The following is a 21,122-nucleotide window of genomic DNA, read 5'->3' as shown; positions in this document are numbered from 1 at the left end:
TTAAGTAAGGTGCCTACGCCCACCGATGGTTTCTTCAGACTGGCGCCGCGCGATCCGCATTTTCGCAACTGATGGGTCCGTGGGCTCCAATTGGCTGAGGAGCGCGTCGGCAGCCCTGCGGCTCGCGACGTGTCTCTCAGCGCTTTCATAGACCGTACCTATGAGCTTCATGAGCTGATCGAGCGACATCATAATGTCCGTATCTTTAAGGGAACGGAGTTTGCCGCGATTGACAATTAGGGATGGAACGCCCTCCCTAGACGCTCTTCGAAGGGTTGGCACCCCTTTGTTGGCTTGTTCAGCCGAGACAACGTCGATGTCGATCTCACCTATCAGCGCTAACGCCTCAAGGAGGTCGTCCCTTGCTGGTTTCTCGATCAGCTTGACTAACGGCGTGACGGTGTCACTGAATTTTTGCCTATCGGTCATTTGGCACCTCGCTTGCGGCTAATCTGGCAGCCCGAACCACCAGAATATATTAAAACCGCTCGACTTCAAGAGAAACCGTGCGGTTTCAAGCCGAACCGTATCGAAGCGTCGCTCGATCATCCCACGCCCAACCAATATGTGACTTTTGGCGACGACCCATAGTGAAGCCCTCCGTCCCATCAACGAGGGACCGCGGAGTCATTTCTGGATTATCGATTGCCGCAACGACTGCAGCTTCTAGAACGCCGCCTAGTCTGCTCAACGACCGGAATGTGGCGCAAGTCTGACAGCTGCCGCTCTATATGCGTTCGCTCTTGGGTCCACGAACGATACTTCGGGCGTTGTTCGCTCCTTGACCCGAATCCATTTCACCCCAACATCCTGCTCCTGGCTCAACGCCGTCGAGGGCTTCTTCGCCAAACTCACCCGGCGCAGGCTCAAGCACGGCGTCTTCCATTCCGTTGTCGATCTTCAGGCCGCCATCAACCGCTTCATCCGCGAATACAATGCCGACAACCCGCAACCATTCATCTGGAAAGCCAACCCCGATGACATCATCGCCGCCCGAAACCGCGGGTTCCAAACGTTGGAATCAATCCACTAGGATGCAGCGTACCACTTCGCCTCCCTTTGTTTGCGCATAACACTCTATGCGCAATTTAAGCGCACCTACGCGCAATTTTAAAGTCTATGCGCAGCTATATACCTCCTATGCGCAACTATGTTTGCGCGTAGGGCCGCTTAGCTGCGCAGAGGATCTGACCCTTCAAGCGGCCGCTTCGACTTCCAAGCCCGCCTGCCAGGGACCGAATACGATCACGAACATCCATCGGCTCCTAGCCTGAAAAATTCACGGCGGGTTGGCGGATGTGGTGCAAGCCGTTGAAATGACGTAGGATTTGGTTGCTAAGGCCGATCCGAATCATTTCCGGAGACCACACCCGCCATGAATGATCTTACGCTGCCGCTGAGCGGTTTGTCATCTGTCGGCGGCAAGGCCGTCGTTGCCCGCTTCGACGGCGGCATGCTGTCGTCCAACGGTGGGGTTCTCGCTCTGGCCGAGGTGGAGAAACGGCTGCGTGTGGCTGACCGTCTGGCGCGCTGCATCGACGATCCGCGCTGCCCGGACCAGGTCGTCCACAGCGTGGCCGATATGATCGGCTTCCGCATGAAGATGATTGCCGCCGGCTATGAGGATGGCAACGACGCCAACCGGTTGCGCTGCGATCCGGCCTTCAAGATGGCCCAGGATGCGCTGCCTTCGGGTCGCGATCTGGCCTCCCAGTCGACGCTGTGCCGGCTAGAGAACCTGCCCGGCATGCGGGAGCTGGTTGCGATGGGTCGGGCTATGGTCGATCTCTACTGCGCCTCCTTCCGGCAGGTGCCGAAGCGGATCGTGCTCGACGTTGACGACACGTTTGATGCCGTGCATGGCGGCCAGCAGCTCCGCCTGTTCAATGCCCATCACGACGAGTACGGCTTCCAGCCGATCGTGGTGTTCGATGGCGATGGCCGCTTCATCGGTGCGGTTCTGCGGCCGGCCAAGCGGCCGAGTGGGGCAGAAATCTGCCCCCACCTGCGCCGCCTGGTGCGGGCGATCCGGAGCAATTGGCCGAACACCCGGATCCTGATCCGGGCCGACAGCCATTATTGCAGCCCGCCGGTCATCGACTGGTGCCGCGCCAACGGTGTCGACTTCATTCTCGGCGTGGCGTCCACCACCACATTGCGCAAGCATGTCGCGGACCTGGAGGTCAGCACGCTGGCGCGTTTTGAAGCGTCGGCGAAGACGGACAAGGTCCGCAGGTTCAAGGAATTCTTTGACGGCGCCGGCAGCTGGAGCCGTGTCGAGCGCATCATCGCCCGGGTCGAGGTCGGCGCCCAAGGCGCCGACACCCGCTTCATCGTCACCAACCTTGCCGGTGGCAAGGCCAAGGCGCTCTACGAGGATGTCTACTGCCGGCGCGGCGCTGCCGAGAACCACATCAAGTCGTGGAAGACGCATCTCGCCGCCGACCGCACCTCCTGCACAAGAGCGACGGCCAACCAGTTCCGGTTGTTCCTGCATGCCGGCGCCTACTGGCTTATGTGGGGCCTGCGCGCCGCAATGCCGAAACGCTCGAGCTTCGCAGTCGCCCAATTCGACACGCTGCGACTGCGCCTCATTAAGATCGCCGCGCGCGTGGTCGAGATGAAAACCCAGATCCGCCTGCACCTGCCGACCTCCTGCCGGACCAGCGCATCCTGCGCATCGTGCTTGATCGGATCCCGCGGCTCGTGACGTAGCCGATGGGGCGCCAACGCCCCGAAACGAACCCGCCGACCGCAACCTGCAAACCCCCGCTTTCCACCACGACGGATCACCGCCGGCGCCCAAGCAGCTTGTCAAAAAGAACCGAAACGGCGACCAGATCACCACCTCAGGCCGCCAAACGTCCAGCGCCGTGCATAAACCCGGCTAGAGGAACTTGCCGTCACGCGCGTCTCGCGGCGACCTCGTCGGTGGTGGCGGCGCGCGCCGTGTCACCCGCCAGCCGCTTCTTGCCGGCCTCGAGGAATTCCTTCGACCAGTTGTAATAAAGGCTCTCGGCAATTCCTTCGCACCGGCACAGCGCGGCGATCGATTTCCTCGCCGCGCAGACCTTCCAGCACGATACGGATCTTCTCTTCCGCTCCATACTGCTTGCGGGTGGCGCGGCGGATGTCCTTGATGACCATCTCTACAGACGGTTTCGGTGTCCCGGCCTTCTGTCTCATCTTCGCTCCTGTGAAGGGCTCCGATGAGCCAGAAATCCTCCCTTCTTCGCTAAGCCAATTCTGTCTCACTGGCGCTGACGCCAAACAGCCGTGATGCAAAAACGACAAGCGAGATACGCTTTCAATCCGAATCCTTCCCGGGCCCAAGCAGTTCGCCAATCTCGCTGCCTGATCAGCACCTCGCCAATTCGCGTGCAGGCGTTGCAACAGATTCTTCAAAGAAATTCATAGACTCTTAGCAACTCCAAAACGGCTGCGAATGGTAAGCAACAACATAATTTGTCGAAACCTGAAGCATCTGCGGAGGACGCCAAATGACAAAGTTAGTAGGACGAGTGCTCAGTCTTTCTACGTGGCTTGATGCTGACCAATGATGACACTGGTCAGTCGCCTACGGACGGCAGCGCATCTTGATCGCCTTCGAATCCTGGGCCTTTGCGCGCATGCGGACCTAACTGTCTGCGAGCTAGCGGAGATTCTGGATCTGAGTCGCAAGCACGTTGTGCGACACGTCCGGCTGCTCGCCAGAGCCGACTTTCTTTGCTGCAACGAACAACATCCGTGGTTCTCATACCATCTCAAAGCAGGAGGCAAGGACAGCGGGCTGGTTCAATTTTTGGTCGATCTCCTGCCCCACGGCGATGGGCATCATAAACGAGACCTACAACGCCTCGAAGCGATACAAGACGCGCGGTCGAAGGGGACCGCCTGCTTGATCGTGAAATAGATCAATCCAGTTGGAGCGCGAAACTACCATGGACAACTCCGCCGGCGGCGCCATCGCGCAGCCCGACATCTACGGTCTGTCTCCCTTGGCCACGGTCGATTGCCGCGTTCACGAACTGCTTCTAGGACAGGAGCGGCAGGAGCGGACGACGCTCAAACTAATCGCTTCTGAGAACTTTGCTTCCTCGGCCGTGCTGGAAGCGACCGGCTCGATTTTCACGAACAAATACGCCGAGGGGTACCCGGGTGCGCGCTACTACGCGGGAAACGAGATCGTCGATGAGCTTGAGAAGCTCGCCATTGAGCGCTTGAAAACATTATTTGGCAGCGAACACGCCAACGTCCAGCCTTATTCCGGCTCCCCGGCCAACCAGGCCGTCTATCGCGCGCTTTTGAGCCCCGGTGACAAGGTCATGGGCTTGCCCATCCCGGAAGGGGGCCATCTGACTCATGGTTGGGCCATCAACTTTTCCGGGACTGATTATCAACGAGTCCCCTATGGGCTGCACGAAAAGACGCAGCAAATTGACTATGACCGCCTGCGCGAGACAGCCAAGCGGGAAAGGCCGAAACTCATTTGGGTCGGCGGAACAGCTTATCCGCGTGCCTTTGACTACGCGGCAATGGCCGAAATCGCTCTGGAGGCGAATTCCTATCTCGTGGCGGACATTGCGCACATCAGCGGCCTGATCGTCGCAGGAGCGCATCCCAACCCCGTGCGCCATTGCGACGTCGTCAGCAGCACGTCTCACAAGTCGATCCGCGGTCCACGCGGAGGCTTCATTTTGTCAAGGAATGAAGACCGCTATCAAGCGCTGTACCATTCGAAGAGCAAGTACAATCTCGCAAGACGTATAGATCGCGCGGTCTTCCCTCACCTGCAAGGCGGGCCCCACATGAATATCATCGCCGGGCTAGCTGTCGCTTTGCAGGAAGCCGCGAACCCGTCCTTCCGTAGCTACGGTCAGCAGATCGTCAAGAATGCCAAGGCTCTGGCCGAGGCGCTTCTGGACCGAGGTTATGACCTGGTCACCGGCGGGACTGACAATCACATGCTGATCCTTGATCTTCGCGATCGACCCCTGTCGGGCAAAGCCTATGCCGAGCGATTGGCAAGGGCAGGCATCATTACGAACTTTAATATGGTGCCGGGCGACCCGCGCGATCCGGCGGTCACAAGCGGGATTCGCTTGGGGTCGCCAGCAGTGACGTCCATGGGCATGCGGGAGGGGGAAATGGTGCAGATCGCCGCTTTCATTGACTTGGTCTGCCGCCAGCCCGACGACCCAGATGTTCATGCCAGCGTGCGAAGAGACGTTGCGGACTTCTGCGCTGCGTTCGAGGTCCCTGGCATCACCGACAGGTAAGGCGGGCGAACCAAAGCCCCATCCAACTCCAGCAACCAAAGCGAGGCATTCCATGGCTAGGCAGTTCGTATTCTCTTCCGAATCCGTCGGCGCGGGCCATCCGGATAAGTTGGCCGACAATGTTTCGGATGCCATCCTCGATGCGATTCTCCGCAACGATCCGAAGGCGCGCGTCGCTTGTGAAGCGTTGGTGAAGACAGGGATGGTCGTTCTGGCTGGCGAGATCACCAGCGAGGCGCGGATCGACTACAGCCAAGTTGCCCGCGATACGATTGTCGATATTGGATACGATGAGGATGCCATCGGCTTTGACGGTCGGTGTTGCGCGGTCGTTGTAGCCCTCACCGAGCAGTCGCCCGACATTAGCCAGGGCGTTGACGAGGGACGAGGACTGGATCTGGACCAGGGAGCGGGGGATCAGGGCCTCATGTTCGGGTTTGCATGCAGCGACACCGATTCGCTGATGCCCTTGCCGATCCAGCTCGCCCACCGCTTGACGAAAAGGCAGGCAGAGATCCGGAAGGCGGGACAGCTTAGCTGGCTGCGCCCGGACGTGAAGTCTCAAGTGTCCGTACGCTATGAAGGTCTCCGCCCGGTGGCGCTGGATACCATAGTCCTGTCGACGCAGCATGACGAGGAGATCTCACATGAAGCAGTCCGGGAAGGCGTCATTGAGGAGATCATAAAGCCGGTCTTGCGGCCCCACTTGGATACGACGGGGACCAAGTTCTTGGTCAATCCAACGGGGCGGTTCGTGGTCGGTGGGCCGCGCGGCGACTGCGGCCTCACTGGACGCAAGATCATCGTCGATTCCTACGGCGGGATGGGGCGTCACGGCGGCGGCGCCTTTTCGGGCAAGGACCCATCCAAGGTTGACCGCTCGGCTGCCTATGCGGCCCGGTATGTCGCGAAGAATATCGTTGCTGGCGGACTTGCGGAGGTCTGCGAGGTTCAGCTTGCTTACGCGATCGGCGTGGCCACTCCGGTTTCTGTCCTGGTCAATACTTTCGGGACCGCGAGGATTGAGGAAGAAAGGATCGAGCGCCTCATTCTTGAGCTGTTCGATCTCAGACCGAAGGGCATTATCAAGATGCTTGATCTCTTACGCCCGATATACCGCAAGACCGCGACATACGGGCACTTCGGCCGTGAAGAGCCTGAGTTCACCTGGGAGAGGACGGACAGAGCCGACGACTTGCGGCGCGAGGCAGGACTCGCTGCCGCGTGAGGGCCGACGCCGGATCGATCGCCATGCGGAGGCGCCCATTCCAACTCGCTAGAGCCGCGCCCGGCCGGCATGGCAGAAAACCGTTAGTTGTTGGCGGAGACATTGATGCCGGAATATGACGTGCTTTGCATCGGTAATGCCATTGTCGACATCATCGCGCAGTGCGACGAGGCTTTCCTCGAAAGCAACGGCATCATCAAGGGCGCGATGAACCTCATCGACGCCAGGCGCGCCGAACTGCTTTACAGCCGCATGGGACCGGCGATCGAAGCTTCGGGCGGCAGCGCCGGCAACACCGCTGCCGGCGTCGCGAGTTTCGGCGGCCGCGCATCCTTTTTCGGCAAGGTGTCGAACGACACGCTCGGCGAGATCTACACCCACGACATCCATGCCCAGGGCGTGGCCTTCGACACCAAGCCGCTCCAAGGCGAGCCGCCCACCGCCCGTTCAATGATCTTCGTGACGGCAGACGGCGAGCGCTCGATGAACACCTATCTCGGCGCCTGCGTCGAACTCGGCCCGGAAGACGTCGAGGCCGACAAGGCCGCCGGCGCCAAGGTCACCTATTTCGAGGGTTATCTCTGGGATCCGCCGCGCGCCAAGGAGGCAATCCGGCAGACCGCCAGGCTGGCGCATGCTGCCGGGCGCGAAGTGTCGATGACGCTGTCGGATTCCTTCTGCGTCGACCGCTACCGCGACGAGTTCCTCGACCTCATGCGCTCGGGCACCGTCGACATCGTCTTCGCCAACAGCCACGAGATCAAATCGCTCTACCAGACCGCGTCCTTCGACGAGGCGCTGGCCGCGATCCGCAAGGATTGCAAGATCGCCGCCGTCACCCGCTCGGAAAAAGGCTCGGTGATCGTGCGCGGCGACGAGACCGTCATCATCAAGGCGAGGGCGATCAGGGAACTGGTCGATACCACCGGCGCCGGCGATCTTTATGCCGCGGGATTCCTGTACGGCTACACGACCGGGCGCAGCCTCCAGGATTGCGGCGATCTCGGCTCGTTGGCGGCCGGGATGGTGATCCAGCAGATCGGTCCGCGGCCCAGGCAGAATCTGCGCCTCGAGGCCGAGCAGGCAGGCCTGCGTCAGGCGGACATTTCAAGGACCAGCTGCCCACCTCCTCCTTGTGCAGGCTGTCCAGGGGAGCGCGGGTAAATCGAAATGTCGCATGCGCATCCCCGTGAGGCGAGGCCACTACCAGCTCTCGCCAGCAGGATCACAGAATGGGTCAACCTGGCATCCCTCGAACATCGCACCTGCTCCGAAATCCTTGAGCCGCACCACGCACGCCACCGGCAATTAAATGGTGCAGCAGATCCTACAGGTAATTTCACAGAATCTTTGCAGGCTCTTTCGCAAACGAAGCCTGAATCGTCGGCGTTGTGGATGTAGAAGTGGCCGACGAGGCGGCCTGCAGTGCCAAAGACAACCCAGCCGCGGCCACAGGCTGGGTCATTCTCATCATGCCCCTCCCATGAGAACTCCGCGCAGGCTGAGCCATCGCGGGTGCCATATCGGACATCGAGGAAGCCGTTGAGTGCGCCGAAGGCGATCTCGCCATCCGCCGAGCCTTTGAATGTCAGATGCGCTTCCTCGACGAGATCGAGGAAGTCATTATCCCAAACATCCATCTCGACGATGCGCCAGCGGCCGGCAAAGGCCGTGGCGAAGCCGGGAACCTTAGCCATCAGCCGGTCTCCGCCATGAGCTTGGGCAGTCGCACCAGATTGTAGGCGGCGGCTGCGAAGGTGAAGGCCCATCCGACACGGTCGCGGCCGCGGAACCTGGTCTTGTGCTGGCCGGCGACGACCTTAATCCAACCGAACGCCTCTTCGATGCGCTTCCTGATGCGCTGGCTGACGGCATAGCCGCCATGCCGCGTCGTGCGCCCGTCGATCGCGGAACTGCGGCCGCTCAGGTTCTGCGCCACGTGCGGCGTCACCCGCATCGAGCGCAGCTCATTGACGAAGTCTTCCGCGTCGTAGGCCTTGTCCGCGCCGAGCGTGATCGCCTGTGGCCGGTCGGCGCGAGGCTCGATCATGTGCAGTGCCACTACCCGTTCGGCATGCCCGTCAGCCAGCGTCAAGCAGGCGTCGACCAGCAGGCCATGGCGGTTCTCCATCAAGCCATGTCCCATGAAGCACAACTTGGTCTCCTTGCCTTTGCCCTTGCGATAGAGCCAGGCATCCGGATCGGTAGTCGAGGCATGGGTGTCGTTCGAGCGCTTGTGGCCGTGGAAGTCCGCTTCCGCGTTTCGCCCGCCGCCTTCAGCCGGCGGCTCGCCCGAGCCGTCCTTCGGTTTGACGCTCTTCATCGACGCCCACGCCTCGGTCAGTGTGCCGTCGACCGAGAAGTGGTCCGTAGACAGAAGCTTCTTCACCTTGGGCTGCGCCAGCACCGCGCCTAAGAACTTCGCCGCGATGTCACCTTCCAGCAACCGGTTGCGGTTCTTCGAGAACACCGAATGGTCCCAGGCCGCGTCATCGACGCCGATGCCGACGAACCAGCGGAACAGAAGGTCGTATTCCAGCCGCTCCATCAAAAGCCGCTCCGATCGGATCGAGTAGAACGCCTGCAGCAGCATCGCTCGCAGCAGCTTTTCCGGCGGGATCGAAGGCCGCCCCATCGGCGAATACAGCGCCGCCAAGTCTTGCTCCAACGTCGCCAGCGCCTCGTTCACAATCCCCCGAATGCGGCGCAACGGATGATCGCGCCGCACCCGCGCATCGAGATCAACATAACTGAACAACTCGCCAGACCGTTCGTCCCCGCCGCGCATGCCTTGTTCTCCGAATCTCTCCGGAGAAACTGAATCACGCTCACAGCATCGCCGCGAGCCCTTTTTCAACAGCCTGTTAGTGGAGAAAAACTCATTGCCAGCAATAACGAGCGCGGTCCGATTGCTTTCGGCTCGCCGGCTGATCGTTAAGATTGGCTCCGCATTGATTGCCGATGCGCACCTCGGAGAGGTACGCGGTCCTTGGCTGGAAGCGCTGAAAGATATCGTCCGATTTTTCAAACGCGGGCAACAGGTGATCATCGTCACCTCCGGTGCTGTCGCGGTTGGATCATGTCACTACAATCATTGGGACAGGCCTCTGCGAATTGAGGAGAAGCAAACGGCCGCCCGCGATTGGTCAGGCTCGACTTATGCGTGCCTATGAACAGAATTTGAAACGCCATGGGCTTGGCCTGGGGCAAGTGTTATTGACCGGTCAAGATATAGAAAACCAGCATCGCCGTCTCAATGCACAGTTGACCCTTGAACAACTTCTCAAGGCCGGCGCTGTGCCCGTTATCAACGAGAACGACGCGACCGCAACCGCCGAGATCTGTCTTGGCGAAAAACGATCGGCTAGCGGCACGGGTCGCGGACATTGTAAACGCCGACGTTCTTATTCTGCTTTCGGATGTGGACGGCCTCTTCACGAAAGATCCACACGACAACCCATCGGCCCGACTGGTGAAAGAGGTGCGATGCATTACTCCCGAGATTGAGGCTATGGCCGCTCATTCGTCCGCTCGCCATAGTTCAGGTGGCATGGTGACCAAATTGAAGGCAGCAAGGATAGCCATGGACGCGGGCTGCGAAATGGTCATTGCCAAAGGAAACAAGCCTTACCCGCTCGCCGCGATCGAGAATGGTGGGCCAGCAACATGGTTCATTCAGTCCGCCACAGGCAGGGGTCCCTGCGACACCTGTGCCAACTAAGCGCCCTAGGTGAAGTGCGCCGTTATTTGGACGGCGGCCGTCAGCAGCCGACAGGCTGCCGGACGGCCGCCTGAGGCTGCCGAAGGAAAGCGGGCTCGGCTTACCGCCGCAAGGCGCGGACGCCCACTATAACTGGAGGCTGGACAGAATCTCGCACGGATCAGTGTCAAGCGCCGCAGTGACGTCGAGAAACTCAACGACATCGAGACGCCGCTCTCCACCCTCGTATTTGGCCACGAAAGATTGCGGACGACCAAGCTTCTCAGCCACCTGCTCCTGGGTCAGGCCTTTCGCCTTGCGTAACGAAATTAGCTGGGCCAGAAACCGCTGGTGGCGGGGCGATCGAAGAGATTTTGGCATGCAGGTGATCCGGTCAGTTAAAGACCGGCTCACCGACTAATCCCGGTTTCGGATTATCCCATTTTGGGATAGGCTGCTTAGCTCCAGCACAGCACAGGCGAGGTTCGCAGCAGTCATGAATCGACCGACCGAAACCGGTGAGATTGAAAGCGCAACTTTGGCCGACGAAGTCCCCTGGTCGGAAAGCCTTACGGCCTACGATAAGGCGCACTTCACGACATACATGAGGCTCCTGGACGCTTCCGCCGACGACGCCAGCGAAGAAGAGATGGCGCATCTGATCCTCGGCATTGATCCGGCACGCGAACCGGAGCGCGCCCGCAAGGCTCTTCGCAGTCATCTCGACCGTGCAAACTGGATGGTCACGACCGGCTACAAGGATTTGTTCGCCAGTTGACCATCAAGCTGTCCGCTCCCTTACCCCTTTCGAGCAAGGAAGTCCCTGTACCCGCCAACCATGAGCGCATGGCCGCGCCGAATGGCGCGCCGGATGCAGTCACGCAGATGATCACGAGGATCTACTCGGTCGGCCTGGATCTGCGGTTCGCCAATCAGCGCTTCGGCGATTTCCCGGCCGCAAGCGAACCGTCGAGCACCTGCAGGACGGCCAGACGCTCGGTTCCCCGGGCGCGGTCTTCCCCTCCAACAGCACCGGAAAAGTGTCGCGAAGCATCGTCGGCCCGTTCGACGGAAGCAGTCGGACGCACCCGTCGACACGACCGTCGGACGCAAGATCAGATAATGCGGCTTCAATGCATCAAAGGAATCGATCTCGTAGCCGGCATTCGTCCGCACGTCCCAGCCGAGCCGCTCCTTGAAAACGCGGTAGCGCAGACGGTGCATTTCGTGCAGTTCGTCGGCGAAGTCGTTGTACCAACCGGGTGCGATCAACTGGATCATGAGGGCCTCCGGGCAGAAATGACCTGGCATTTGAGGCGAATGCGCCCGCCGAAACAGCCTGTGCACCTATGCAGGCAGAAATGGCTTGTCAGTGGATTCTAGATCTGGAGTCGGCTAGTCGCACGGCTGCCTGGGTGATCGTGCGCACGCCGAGCTTCTTCTTGGCATTGTCCAGATGGAAGGCGGCGGTGCGCGGCTTGATGCCCAAGATGCCGGCGATATCCCAGGCGGACTTGCCGCGCGCGGCCCATTGCAGGCACTCATATTCACGCGGCGTCAGCAAAACGCCGTCCACCATCCCATTGCCGGACAGCTTGCGGCGAACGTAGATGTGAAAGCAGGTCGCCATGAGCTGAAGGGCTTGTTCATACCGTTCGGCAACGCGCAGGAACGTCGGATTGGGTTCATCAGCGGCAAAGGTCACTGCTGCGGTGCAGCCGCGGCGATCGACAATCGGGATCGTCAACCCACAGCGGATGCTGAACTCGGCCGCTTCGTCGAACAGCCTTTGCTGAACCTGCGATGTCGCAAAGCCGCGCATATCCGATCCCCACCGAAACGGGCATCCGCCACAACGTGCACGCATGATGACTGGATCGATCTTCTGATACCGGTTTTGCAGGTAGTGCGCGGTCCAGCGAGCCGGATAATTCGAGATCAGCCTGGGCTTGCCGGAAGGTTGCGATGGCAAGGACAGGTAGGCAAATGTGATCAGCTCGAGGCTTGAGGCCGCACCAGCCATGGCGTCGCGGAAATCCGCCTCATCGACGCTTTCCGACGGATGTTCCATGAATGTCTCGAAGAGAAGTTGCATGTCCTTCGTCATTGCCTTGAACTCAATGATCGATTTCTCTGCTGTGCGCCGCCCCGACGTTAGAGCCCGACTGTCGGCCTACTGGCTGAGCGCAGCCAATCTCGCGGGCAATGGCTGGCATGTGACGACCGTCTCAATAAAACCCCGCGACGTTCGCCAAGCGTCGTCAACCGCAGCTACCGCTGGACTTTTCGAACGGTGCATTCCGAGACGCGCGTCCAGCAGCGCGCAATTCAACGGCTTAATGCAGAGTGGCTTGATACGAAGCACTTCGGCCGCGCGCAGGAAGCTGCCGTGCGCGGCGGCAGCTCAAGCCTTCGATCGGATGCGCTGGAAGCACTCCTATACAGCGCTTTCAGAATATTGCCCTGCCGGTGGGGAGGACACCGGCAGGGCGCGCCGCGCTTAGGTCTCGGTCGCGTGACAACCGGACAGCGGCAAGCTTTAGTTTTGGCAGGGCGGATTTCGGCCGCGAGCGTGCACCGGAAGGCCAGGTCGGCGAAACCGAACATAGACGCACGCTGTCGGTGGATGCCGGTAAGTCTTCGGGTTGCGCGCGCCGACAGAAAGGTGCCGGACCCGAGAAATCACCTCTCCCAATTGCTCGATACGTCCCGGCATCGTCTCGTCTCCGCCTTCACAATTTTTCTGAATTGGTGCTTAGATGCCTATGGCCTCGTACGCAGCGGAAATCCGACGAATAGACGTGACATAGGCGGCCGTCCGGTAGTCGCCGAGTTCCGGCTTTGACTCAAGGAGATCGGCTATGTTGACCCAGGTGCTGCGCATGACGTCTTCCAGGCCCGAACGAACTAGATCGATCTCGGCGCCGCCTTCAAGGAATTCGTCACGCATATCGGTGGGAAACGCCTTGCCTGTCATCCGCTCCAGCGCCGTGGCAATCGTCTGGTTGCGCCGCTCCCGACGCCGCCTCTCCATCAAGCCGAATGGGATGTGAGTAAGGTTCTTCACCCATTCGAAATAGCTCACCACCACACCGCCTGCGTTCACATAGAGATCGGGGAGGATTGTCACACCTCGAGAGCGCAGCAATTGATCGGCCTGGAATGTGATCGGGCCATTTGCGGCTTCGACGATGAGGTGCGCCTTGATGCGCTCGGCATTGTCAATGTGAATGGCATTCTCCATCGCTGCCGGAATGAGGATGTCGCATGCTTCTTCAATGCCTGACATGTCGCCCGCGAAGGTCTTGGCGCCGTCGAAGCCAAGGATGCTGCCAGTGCGCATGTGATGCTGTTTCAACGCCTCGATGGGAAGTCCTTCGTGTTTAGCGACATATCCGTCGCGTTCGGCGATGACTACAACGCGCGCGCTATCTTCTTCTGAGAGGAATTTGGCAGCGTGATAGCCCACATTGCCAAACCCCTGAACGACCACAGTTGCCCCGTTCAGATCTCGCCGTCCAGCAATCGCGGGCGTGCGCGGGTCGCGGAGATAGCTTTGAACGGCGAACTGCACGCCGCGGCCTGTCGCTTCCCTCCGTCCAGCGATTCCGCCCTTCGAGAGCGGCTTGCCCGTCACGCACGCGCGCGCGTTGATGACATCGGTGGGATTGGCACGGCGGAACTCGTCGACCATCCAGGCCATTTCGCGCTCGCTCGTGCCCACGTCTGGGGCGGGAACATTAAGTCCAGGGCCGATCAGGCCACGCTTGGCAAGTTCCTGGGTGAAACGGCGTGTGATGCGTTCGAGCTCCTGAAGCGTCCACTCACGCGGGTCAATCCTGAGGGCCCCCTTCGAGCCGCCAAAAGGGACATCGACTAGCGCGCATTTGAGCGTCATCAGGGCTGCAAGCGCTTCCACCTCCTCGGCGTCAGCATCGGGTGTAAAGCGGATGCCGCCTTTGACCGGCTCACAATGTTCGCTGTGCACCGAGCGCCAGCCGACAAAGCTGTACATACGTCCGCGCAATCTCACCCCGAAACGCACTGTATAGGTCGAGTTGCATTGAACGATCCGCTCGGCAAGCCCCTCCGGAAGCTCGAGGAAGGACATCGCGTGACGGAAGTTCTTGTCAACGCTGTCCAGAAAACTGTTGGTGGAGGCCAGCATCGCTCACCTCCCGAGGCCGTGCCGCCCGCCGGCGGCGCCAAAGCCTGACTGGGTCTTCACGATCGCCGTTCGATGATCATCGCCAGGTCCACACGAAGCTCGCAAGTTATTTTTGCACACAGTCCATGTCTCCTTTTGGCGCTCTAGGGAGTTGCAGGTCAGATCTCGACAACCGAGGTTGACCGTCGACGATCCATCTCAGTTCAGCCCCATTACACACATGGCGACGCCCATTCCGCCGCCGATGCAAAGGGTCGCGAGACCCTTCTTGGCGCCGCGCGCCGGCGCATCTCGTAGACCAGCGTGTTGAAGATGCGAGCGCCCGAGGCGCCGAGTGGATGGCCGATGCCGATCGCGCCGCCACCGACGTTCACGATTGAGGGATCCCAGCCCATGCTCTTGTTTACGGCGCAGGCCTGCGCCGTTCGCTTCGACGAACTGGAGGTCGGAGACCGACCAGCCGGCCTTCCCCAGCGCCTTGCGCGAAGCTGGGATCGGTCCGGTCCCATGATCGTCGGATCGACGCCGGCTGTCGCCCGCCAGCGGCGTGATGCTGCGCCTGGCCGCTTCAGCTTCGCTCATCAGCAGCGCGCCGGCGGCGCCATCATTGATGCCGGAGGCGTTGGCGGCGGTCACCGTGCCGTCCTTGTCGAAGGCGGGATTCAGCTTGATCATGGCGTCGAGCGTTGCGCCAAGGCGGATATACTCATCCTGGTCGACAATGGTGTCGCCCTTCTTGCCCTTGACGGTGACGGCGACGATCTCGTCCTTGAACTTACCGGCCTTCTGCGCGGCCTCGGCCTTTTTCTGCGAGGCCAGCGCGAACTGATCCTGGTCTTCGCGGGTGATCTGGAACTGGCGAGCGACGTTTTCGGCCGTGTTGCCCATGTGATAGCCATTGAACGCGTCCCACAAGCCATCCCATAGACGTTGTTCATGTAGCTCCCCGATAGCCACCGACACTCGTGCGACTTGTCCCAATGGATGCGGCAGTTCGTCAGACATTGCATCCAGTGCTCAACCGAAATCCGTCTCGCTTCGGCCCTTGCCTGACAAAGTTCTAGACGGGATGAGCCTCAGCGCGCGAGCAGAAAGAGTTATGGAAGCGATAGAAGATTTATGCTTAGCGTCTGTGCATCGATCGACCTGTGGATACGCGGATCGATGAAGGGGTCGACACTCTCGTGATGATTCTCACGGGAGGTTTGATTGCAGTCTGCACCCAAGTCCAGACCTGGAACATTTACAGTTATCGAGGCGGTGTGTGATCGTCTCGACGAGAGCCCGGCGGTGCTGCGCCGTCGCTGGTCGGATGAAGCGAAAGCGCGGGTTCTGGAAGAGGCGATGACGCCGGGAGCGAATGTCTCGGCGGTGGCGCGAGCGCATAGAGTGAGCCCGCAGCAGGTGTTTGCGTGGCGGCGCAAGGCGATCCGCTCCGGCGCCCGCGAGGCATCGAGATCAGCCGCAACTCCATGGCCAACTGGATGGGTCATGTCGGCTTCCATCTGACGCCGCTAGCCGACCGCATCCTGGCGCTGATCATGCGCGGGACGATCGAACCTTTGGCGGACAGGCGCCGCCCATGGTGGCCTATCGGTTCGAGGACAGCCGCGGCGGCGAGAGCGTCGAGCGCCATCTCGCCGGCTACACTGGATTGCTCCAGGTCGATGGATGGGGTGCCTATAATCGTCTCGCCGATGCCAGGAGCGCCGGCGGTCCGCTAGCGCTTGCGGCGTGTTGGGTGCATCTGAGGCGCAACTTCTACGAATTGCACGTATCCGGCGTCTCAGCCGTGGCCAGCGAAACCGTCGAGCGGATGGCCGGGCTATGGGCGGTCGAGGAAGAAATCCGCGGCCAGCATCCCGACTTCCGCCGGGCCACACGCCAGGAGCAGTCAGCCGCCATCATTGCCGAACTGTGGCCGTTCTGGGAAAAGGAACTGGGCCGCATCTCCGGCAAGTCGAAACTCGCCGAGGCGATCCGCTACGCCAGGAGTCGCCGCGAGGCACTCGAACGCTTTCTGCACGACGGTCGTCTCGACATCGACTCCAACGCAGTCGAGCGCGCCATTCGGCGCCAGACCATCTCGGGGTCATTCTGCCCATGTTGGGCAGGAGGTCGAGATCCATTATCGCTGGCATCCGTATTTCGGGTGCCGTCTTCGCTGCGAGTACAGCGAAGAGCGCGCGCAGGGACGCATCGTTCACCTCGTCGTTGCGCCCGGCAATGTCATCACCGCTCCGGCCTGGGTGATCGATCCGGTCGCCTGCGCCGCGATGGAGCTGGGTCCCCCAAGCGTATCGCTGGCCGCGCTGCTTGAACTGCACAAGCTCTTGATCCAGCGCCGTTTCCGGCGAGGCTCTCCAGATGGTTTCATCATCGTGGAGACGCAACATGAGGACCTTGCCACCACCGACACGATCTCTCGTGATCGTTCGCCAGCTCAGCATGCCGCTCGACTCGCACAAGCTGGTCGGACTGAGCTCAGCGCAACGAACGATCGTGATCGCCCGGCTCGCGAACGTGCTGATGGCCGCCGCCGGCGTCGTGACGGAGGAGAGCCGCGATGACGAGCAGTAATCTGATTCCGGCCACCATCCTCAAGCGCAAGGCGGTGGTCTATGTGCGCCAGTCCACCCAGGCGCAGGTTCAGCTCAACCTCGAGAGCCAACGCCGGCAATATGAGCTCGTCGACGTCGCGCGGCGCTGGGGATTTCGCAAGGTCGAGGTGATCGACGAGGACCTGGGACGCACCGCAAGCGGGGCCGTGGAACGTCCTGGTTTCGAGCGGCTGGTCGACGATCTGTGCACCGGCCAGGTGGGCGCGGTGCTCTGTCTCGAGGCGTCCCGGCTGTCGCGTAACGGGCCGGACTGGCACCGTCTGCTCGAGCTGTGCGGCGAAGTCGATGCGCGCGTAATCGATCTGGACGGAGTCTATGATCCGGGGCTGCCGAACGATCGCCTGCTGCTCGGCATGAAGGGCAGCATCAGCGAGTTCGAGCTCGGAGTGCTGCGCGCCCGCATGTACGAAGCTGCCCGCGCCAAGGCAGAGCGCGGCGAACTGCGCATCTCTGTGCCTTTCGGGTATGTCTGGCACCGGGATTACGGCCTCGGGTTCGATCCCGACATTCGCCTGCAAGAGACCATCCGCCTCATATTCGCGCGTTTCCGCGAGATCGGCAGTGCGCGCCAGGTGCTGATCTCGATGACCGACGACGGCGTGCATTTCCCCAGGCCGTCCGACGGCAAGAAGATGGTGTCCTTCGACTGGGTTCCGATCCGCTACCGCAACGTAATCTCGATTCTGAAGAACCCGTTCTACGCCGGAGCCTATGTCTATGGTAAGAGCGAGAAGCGCACTGAGATCGTCGATGGCCGTGTCCGCAAGAGCTATGGTCATTACAAGCCGGCCAGCCAGTGGGCGGTGGTGCTCAAGGACCATCACGAGGGCTATATCGGATGGAGCGAGTACGAGCGGAACCAGGAGCTGCTCGCCGCCAACGCCTATGGCAAGGCGGGCGGGGTCAAGTCGGGCCGCGGCGGGCGTGCCTTGCTCCCGGGACTTCTCTCCTGTGGCCGCTGCGGGCGAAGGCTGGTCGTCATCTATGCCGGACGTGGACAGGGATATCCCGTCTATCGCTGCGATCGTGGCAACCAGATGATGGCGAAGGCGCGGTGCATGTCGTTCAACGGCTTTCGCACCGATGCGGCGGTGATCCGCGAAGCCTTGGAGGCGGTCGCGCCGATGGCGATCGAAGCGGCGTTGGAGGCTGAACGGATGCAGCTGGAGAGCGAGGCCAGGCGCCGGCAGATGATCGAGCTGGACCTGCAGCAGGCGCGCTACGAGGCATCGCTCGCCGAGCGCCGCTATGCGGCCTGCGACCCCGAGAACCGCCTCATTGCGGCCCAGCTCGAGAAGAGCTGGGAAGCGACGCTCAGGCGCGTGGAGAGCTGCGAGGCTCGCCTGAGCGAGGTCCAGCGCGTGGAACCGGTCGATGCGGTTCCAGACTTCACGGGCCTCGCGCAAGATCTTGAAGCCGCCTGGAATGCACCAGGTGTCGATATGCGATGCCGTCAGCAACTCCTGCGCGCGCTCATCAAGGATGTCGTGGCGGACGTCGCACCGCGCCTAAGAACTTCGCCGCGATGTCACCTTCCAGCAACCGGTTGCGGTTCTTCGAGAACACCGAATGGTCCCAGGCCGCGTCATCGACGCCGATGCCGACGAACCAGCGGAACAGAAGGTCGTATTCCAGCCGCTCCATCAAAAGCCGCTCCGATCGGATCGAGTAGAACGCCTGCAGCAGCATCGCTCGCAGCAGCTTTTCCGGCGGGATCGAAGGCCGCCCCATCGGCGAATACAGCGCCGCCAAGTCTTGCTCCAACGTCGCCAGCGCCTCGTTCACAATCCCCCGAATGCGGCGCAACGGATGATCGCGCCGCACCCGCGCATCGAGATCAACATAACTGAACAACTCGCCAGACCGTTCGTCCCCGCCGCGCATGCCTTGTTCTCCGAATCTCTCCGGAGAAACTGAATCACGCTCACAGCATCGCCGCGAGCCCTTTTTCAACAGCCTGCTAGGTGTTCAGTCCCGGCATTTGATGGATCGGATCGATGATGAATCGATCTGGCTCTGAAGTCCATCGTTTGCAGATGAACTCGTATGGCGTGAGGCCCTTGAGCGTCTTGAGCCGCCGGCCGAACTTGTAGGCGTCGATGAAGTCCTGAAGGTGCTGGCGCAGCTGTTCGTGGCTGTCGTAGTGGAAGCGTTTGACGGTCGCGTCCTTGATGGTGCGGTTCATGAGCTCGACCTGGCCATTATCCGGTATGTGATCTGTGGTGCCTATTCGTCCTGCTGTTCTTCTTGAGGAGCGGCCTAATGGTGAGCCCATGCGGGACGTGGGGCACCGGGGGCACGAAGGTGCGGGCAGGCCGCCGATAGACCGTGGGCTGAGAGCCCGAGCTCGTTACATGGCCGCCCCTCACGACTTTCCCGGATGCGCTGCGAGCGCGGATCAGTAGATGTCGTGTTGCCCGTCCGCTCCCGTCTTTGAACGAGCCGAGAAGGAGGGAGCGGCATGCGCATCATCGGACTGGATATCCATCGCGGCTTCGGCGAGGCAGTGGCCTGGGAGGACGGCAGGCTCAGGCGGCTGGGCCGCGTCGACATGCGCCGCGATCTGCTGGCGGCGTTCGCCGCCAAGCTGTCGCCGACCGATAGCGTCGTCATCGAGGCGACCGGCAATGCCGCATCTGTTGCGACGGTCGTCCGCCCATACGTGAAGAAGGTGGTGATCGCGAACCCGAAGCAGGTGCGTGTCATTGCTTATGCCAAGATCAAGACTGATACGATCGACGCCGGTGTACTGGCGCAGCTCTATGCCAGCGGCTTCCTGCCGGAAGTCTGGGTTCCGGATGAGACGACGCAAGCCTTGCGCCGGCAGGTAACGCGTCGCAATCAGATCGTCCGACAGCGATCGCGGCTCAAGAACATTGTCCAGTCGATCCTGCATGCACATCTGATCCCATCCTGCCCGCACGCCGATCTGTGCGGCGCCAAGGGAAGGACGTGGCTGAACGAGCAGGTCGTGCCGGAGGACGAAAGGCTTGCTATTGAGCGGCACCTGCGCGAGTTCGACCGGCTTGGCGAAGATCTCCAGGTTATAGAGCGCGATCTTGCCCGCTCGGCACTCGAGGATGAAGGCCGTAAAACGGCTGATGACCATCCCTGGCGTCGACATGACCGTCGCGCTGGCAATGAAAGCGGCGATCGGCGACGTGTCGCGCTTCATCGACCCGCAGAAGCTTGTGAGCTATCTCGGGCTGAACCCGAGCGTCAGGCAGTCCGGACCAGGCCCAGCCTATCATGGACGCATCACCAAGCAAGGCCGTGGACATGCCCGCGGCATGCTCGTCGAGGCGGCTTGGGCCGCCGCTCGTGCTCCCGGACCGCTGCGGGCCTTGTTTCTGCGTGTCCGGGCCCGCCGCGGCCAGCACGTCGCCGCCGTCGCGACCGCCCGCAAACTCGCCATCGTGATCTGGCATCTGTTGACGAAGGACGAGAGCTACGCCTGGGCGCGGCCGTCCCTCCACGCCAAGAAGCTGCGCGATGTTGAGCTCAAGGCCGGACATCGCCCGGCGCGCGGCCAGAAGGGAGCAGCGCATGCATACAACATCAAGAGCCATCGGGAAGAGGAGCGGCGCTGGGTCGAACAGGCCGAAACGGCCTACGCCCGTTTCGTTGCCGGCTGGAATCCTCGGGGACCGAAGAAGGCGCGCACGGATGCCGCAAATGAGGTGCGACGATAAAGGCTGCGCGACAGGGCTCTCACCTCAGTGTCCGTTCCAAAAAGAGTTGAGTGATTTCAGCAGGTTGCGATTCCGTCGGATTTGCGAGATTCGATGGAGATCACGATGGCCTGGACTGAAATCACCCGTGCGCATTATGAGCGGCGTTGCGGCCGCTACGCAAGATGGGTATCCGGCATGAGCCTCACCCTTGAACGGTGGTGGATGGTAGGAGAAAGGTGCTGCGCTTCGCAGCGATGGTAAACGTGGTCATGTTTTGCAACAGCCACAAGCATCGGAAAGGAAGCGCAGCCTGAAGCATTATACGGGCCTTGATGTCTCGGTGAAAGAGACCGCCATCTGCATTGTCGATGAAACGGGCAAGATTTGCCGAGAGGTGAAGGTTCCCAGCCACGCCGGCGCATGATCGCGGTGTTGCGAGATCCGGCTTGGAA

The 21,122-nt window shown here is 61.1% G+C and carries 14 protein-coding genes and 14 pseudogenes; 16 read left to right on the top strand and 12 right to left on the bottom strand.

Annotation, left to right across the window (positions count from 1 at the left end; translation table 11 throughout):
• On the bottom strand, positions 1-429 hold the full coding sequence (locus tag MAXJ12_RS22035) for a hypothetical protein (RefSeq protein WP_008838207.1): 429 nt from the start codon (positions 427-429) through the stop codon (positions 1-3).
• A 364-nt stretch (positions 430-793) separates the two neighbouring features.
• Here MAXJ12_RS22035 and MAXJ12_RS22030 point away from each other — a divergent pair.
• Positions 794-1,033: pseudogene (locus tag MAXJ12_RS22030) on the top strand (IS630 family transposase); the annotation flags it as partial.
• 342 nt (positions 1,034-1,375) lie between these two features.
• Positions 1,376-2,715: pseudogene (locus MAXJ12_RS22025) on the top strand (IS1380 family transposase).
• 206 nt (positions 2,716-2,921) lie between these two features.
• Here MAXJ12_RS22025 and MAXJ12_RS22020 read toward each other — a convergent pair.
• Positions 2,922-3,186, bottom strand: a pseudogene (locus MAXJ12_RS22020) (transposase); the annotation flags it as partial.
• A 370-nt stretch (positions 3,187-3,556) separates the two neighbouring features.
• Here MAXJ12_RS22020 and MAXJ12_RS39705 point away from each other — a divergent pair.
• The 4 genes and pseudogenes from MAXJ12_RS39705 to MAXJ12_RS22005 all read left to right on the top strand — a co-directional run.
• Positions 3,557-3,913 (top strand): ArsR family transcriptional regulator, encoded by a 357-nt coding sequence (locus MAXJ12_RS39705; RefSeq protein ID WP_085984019.1) that lies wholly within the window; start codon positions 3,557-3,559, stop codon positions 3,911-3,913.
• Between the two features lie 28 nt (positions 3,914-3,941).
• Entirely contained in the window at positions 3,942-5,279 is a 1,338-nt protein-coding gene (locus MAXJ12_RS22015; protein WP_008838202.1) for a serine hydroxymethyltransferase, read from the top strand.
• 52 nt (positions 5,280-5,331) lie between these two features.
• On the top strand, positions 5,332-6,507 hold the full coding sequence (gene metK / locus MAXJ12_RS22010; RefSeq protein ID WP_008838201.1) for a methionine adenosyltransferase: 1,176 nt from the start codon (positions 5,332-5,334) through the stop codon (positions 6,505-6,507).
• A 105-nt stretch (positions 6,508-6,612) separates the two neighbouring features.
• Positions 6,613-7,599 (top strand): annotated as a pseudogene (locus MAXJ12_RS22005) (adenosine kinase); the annotation flags it as partial.
• A 266-nt stretch (positions 7,600-7,865) separates the two neighbouring features.
• On the opposite strand, the pseudogene MAXJ12_RS35425 reads toward MAXJ12_RS22005, so the two are convergent.
• Both MAXJ12_RS35425 and MAXJ12_RS22000 read right to left on the bottom strand, forming a co-directional pair.
• Positions 7,866-8,204: pseudogene (locus MAXJ12_RS35425) on the bottom strand (hypothetical protein); the annotation flags it as partial.
• Positions 8,204-9,295 (bottom strand): IS5 family transposase, encoded by a 1,092-nt coding sequence (locus tag MAXJ12_RS22000; protein ID WP_008838199.1) that lies wholly within the window; start codon positions 9,293-9,295, stop codon positions 8,204-8,206. The pseudogene MAXJ12_RS35425 and the gene MAXJ12_RS22000, both read right to left, overlap by 1 nt.
• Before the next feature lie 94 nt (positions 9,296-9,389).
• On the opposite strand from MAXJ12_RS22000, the gene MAXJ12_RS38990 reads away from it, so the two are divergent.
• The 3 genes and pseudogenes from MAXJ12_RS38990 (at position 9,390) to MAXJ12_RS38985 (ending at position 10,228) form a co-directional block, all read left to right on the top strand.
• Positions 9,390-9,680: an amino acid kinase family protein gene (locus tag MAXJ12_RS38990; RefSeq protein ID WP_244421546.1), complete on the top strand. Its 291-nt coding sequence runs from the start codon at positions 9,390-9,392 to the stop codon at positions 9,678-9,680.
• A pseudogene (locus MAXJ12_RS39700) lies at positions 9,667-9,789 on the top strand (glutamate 5-kinase); the annotation flags it as partial. The gene MAXJ12_RS38990 and the pseudogene MAXJ12_RS39700, both read left to right, overlap by 14 nt.
• Positions 9,790-9,853: 64 nt before the next feature.
• The gene (locus MAXJ12_RS38985; protein WP_280113346.1) at positions 9,854-10,228 is read left to right on the top strand and encodes an amino acid kinase family protein; all 375 of its coding nucleotides are present in this window, start codon (positions 9,854-9,856) and stop codon (positions 10,226-10,228) included.
• 126 nt (positions 10,229-10,354) lie between these two features.
• Here MAXJ12_RS38985 and MAXJ12_RS21995 read toward each other — a convergent pair whose 3' ends face one another.
• Positions 10,355-10,588 (bottom strand): helix-turn-helix domain-containing protein, encoded by a 234-nt coding sequence (locus MAXJ12_RS21995; protein WP_008838197.1) that lies wholly within the window; start codon positions 10,586-10,588, stop codon positions 10,355-10,357.
• A 115-nt stretch (positions 10,589-10,703) separates the two neighbouring features.
• Here MAXJ12_RS21995 and MAXJ12_RS21990 point away from each other — a divergent pair, with 115 nt between their 5' ends.
• Positions 10,704-10,985: a DNA -binding domain-containing protein gene (locus tag MAXJ12_RS21990; RefSeq protein WP_008838196.1), complete on the top strand. Its 282-nt coding sequence runs from the start codon at positions 10,704-10,706 to the stop codon at positions 10,983-10,985.
• A gap of 20 nt (positions 10,986-11,005) precedes the next feature.
• Here the strand turns inward: MAXJ12_RS21990 and MAXJ12_RS38980 are convergent.
• From MAXJ12_RS38980 to MAXJ12_RS21970, 5 genes and pseudogenes are all read right to left on the bottom strand, one after another.
• Positions 11,006-11,110, bottom strand: a pseudogene (locus MAXJ12_RS38980) (hypothetical protein); the annotation flags it as partial.
• 73 nt (positions 11,111-11,183) lie between these two features.
• Positions 11,184-11,488: pseudogene (locus tag MAXJ12_RS21985) on the bottom strand (acyl-homoserine-lactone synthase); the annotation flags it as partial.
• Between the two features lie 88 nt (positions 11,489-11,576).
• Positions 11,577-12,302 (bottom strand): LuxR family transcriptional regulator, encoded by a 726-nt coding sequence (locus MAXJ12_RS21980; protein ID WP_420492385.1) that lies wholly within the window; start codon positions 12,300-12,302, stop codon positions 11,577-11,579.
• 660 nt (positions 12,303-12,962) lie between these two features.
• A complete protein-coding gene (locus MAXJ12_RS21975; RefSeq protein ID WP_040587312.1) occupies positions 12,963-14,318 on the bottom strand; it encodes a Glu/Leu/Phe/Val family dehydrogenase in 1,356 nt (451 codons plus the stop codon).
• 255 nt (positions 14,319-14,573) lie between these two features.
• Positions 14,574-15,359, bottom strand: a pseudogene (locus MAXJ12_RS21970) (acetyl-CoA C-acyltransferase); the annotation flags it as partial.
• A 225-nt stretch (positions 15,360-15,584) separates the two neighbouring features.
• Between MAXJ12_RS21970 and MAXJ12_RS40055 the strand changes: the two are divergent.
• The 4 genes and pseudogenes from MAXJ12_RS40055 to MAXJ12_RS21960 form a co-directional block, all read left to right on the top strand.
• On the top strand, positions 15,585-15,884 hold the full coding sequence (locus MAXJ12_RS40055) for a transposase (RefSeq protein ID WP_085984018.1): 300 nt from the start codon (positions 15,585-15,587) through the stop codon (positions 15,882-15,884).
• A gap of 73 nt (positions 15,885-15,957) precedes the next feature.
• Entirely contained in the window at positions 15,958-16,695 is a 738-nt protein-coding gene (locus tag MAXJ12_RS21965) for an IS66 family transposase (protein ID WP_008838190.1), read from the top strand.
• 74 nt (positions 16,696-16,769) lie between these two features.
• Positions 16,770-16,955, top strand: coding sequence for a hypothetical protein (locus MAXJ12_RS36915; protein WP_139043980.1), 186 nt, complete (start codon positions 16,770-16,772; stop codon positions 16,953-16,955).
• Positions 16,942-18,510: pseudogene (locus tag MAXJ12_RS21960) on the top strand (recombinase family protein); the annotation flags it as partial. The gene MAXJ12_RS36915 and the pseudogene MAXJ12_RS21960, both read left to right, overlap by 14 nt.
• Here the strand turns inward: MAXJ12_RS21960 and MAXJ12_RS35405 are convergent.
• Positions 18,482-18,880: pseudogene (locus MAXJ12_RS35405) on the bottom strand (transposase); the annotation flags it as partial. The pseudogenes MAXJ12_RS21960 and MAXJ12_RS35405 sit on opposite strands and share 29 nt — an antisense overlap.
• 76 nt (positions 18,881-18,956) lie before the next feature.
• Positions 18,957-19,205, bottom strand: a pseudogene (locus MAXJ12_RS21955) (integrase core domain-containing protein); the annotation flags it as partial.
• Positions 19,206-19,472: 267 nt separating this feature from the next.
• Here MAXJ12_RS21955 and MAXJ12_RS21950 point away from each other — a divergent pair.
• Both MAXJ12_RS21950 and MAXJ12_RS40355 read left to right on the top strand, forming a co-directional pair.
• Positions 19,473-20,688: pseudogene (locus MAXJ12_RS21950) on the top strand (IS110 family RNA-guided transposase).
• 292 nt (positions 20,689-20,980) lie between these two features.
• Positions 20,981-21,122 (top strand): annotated as a pseudogene (locus MAXJ12_RS40355) (IS110 family RNA-guided transposase); the annotation flags it as partial.

This window comes from Mesorhizobium alhagi CCNWXJ12-2 (assembly GCF_000236565.1).
In the GTDB taxonomy this organism is placed as follows: Bacteria; Pseudomonadota; Alphaproteobacteria; order Rhizobiales; family Rhizobiaceae; genus Allomesorhizobium; species Allomesorhizobium alhagi.
Note: the sequence above shows the minus strand (reverse complement) of the source record. Positions and strands in the feature narration are given on the sequence as shown.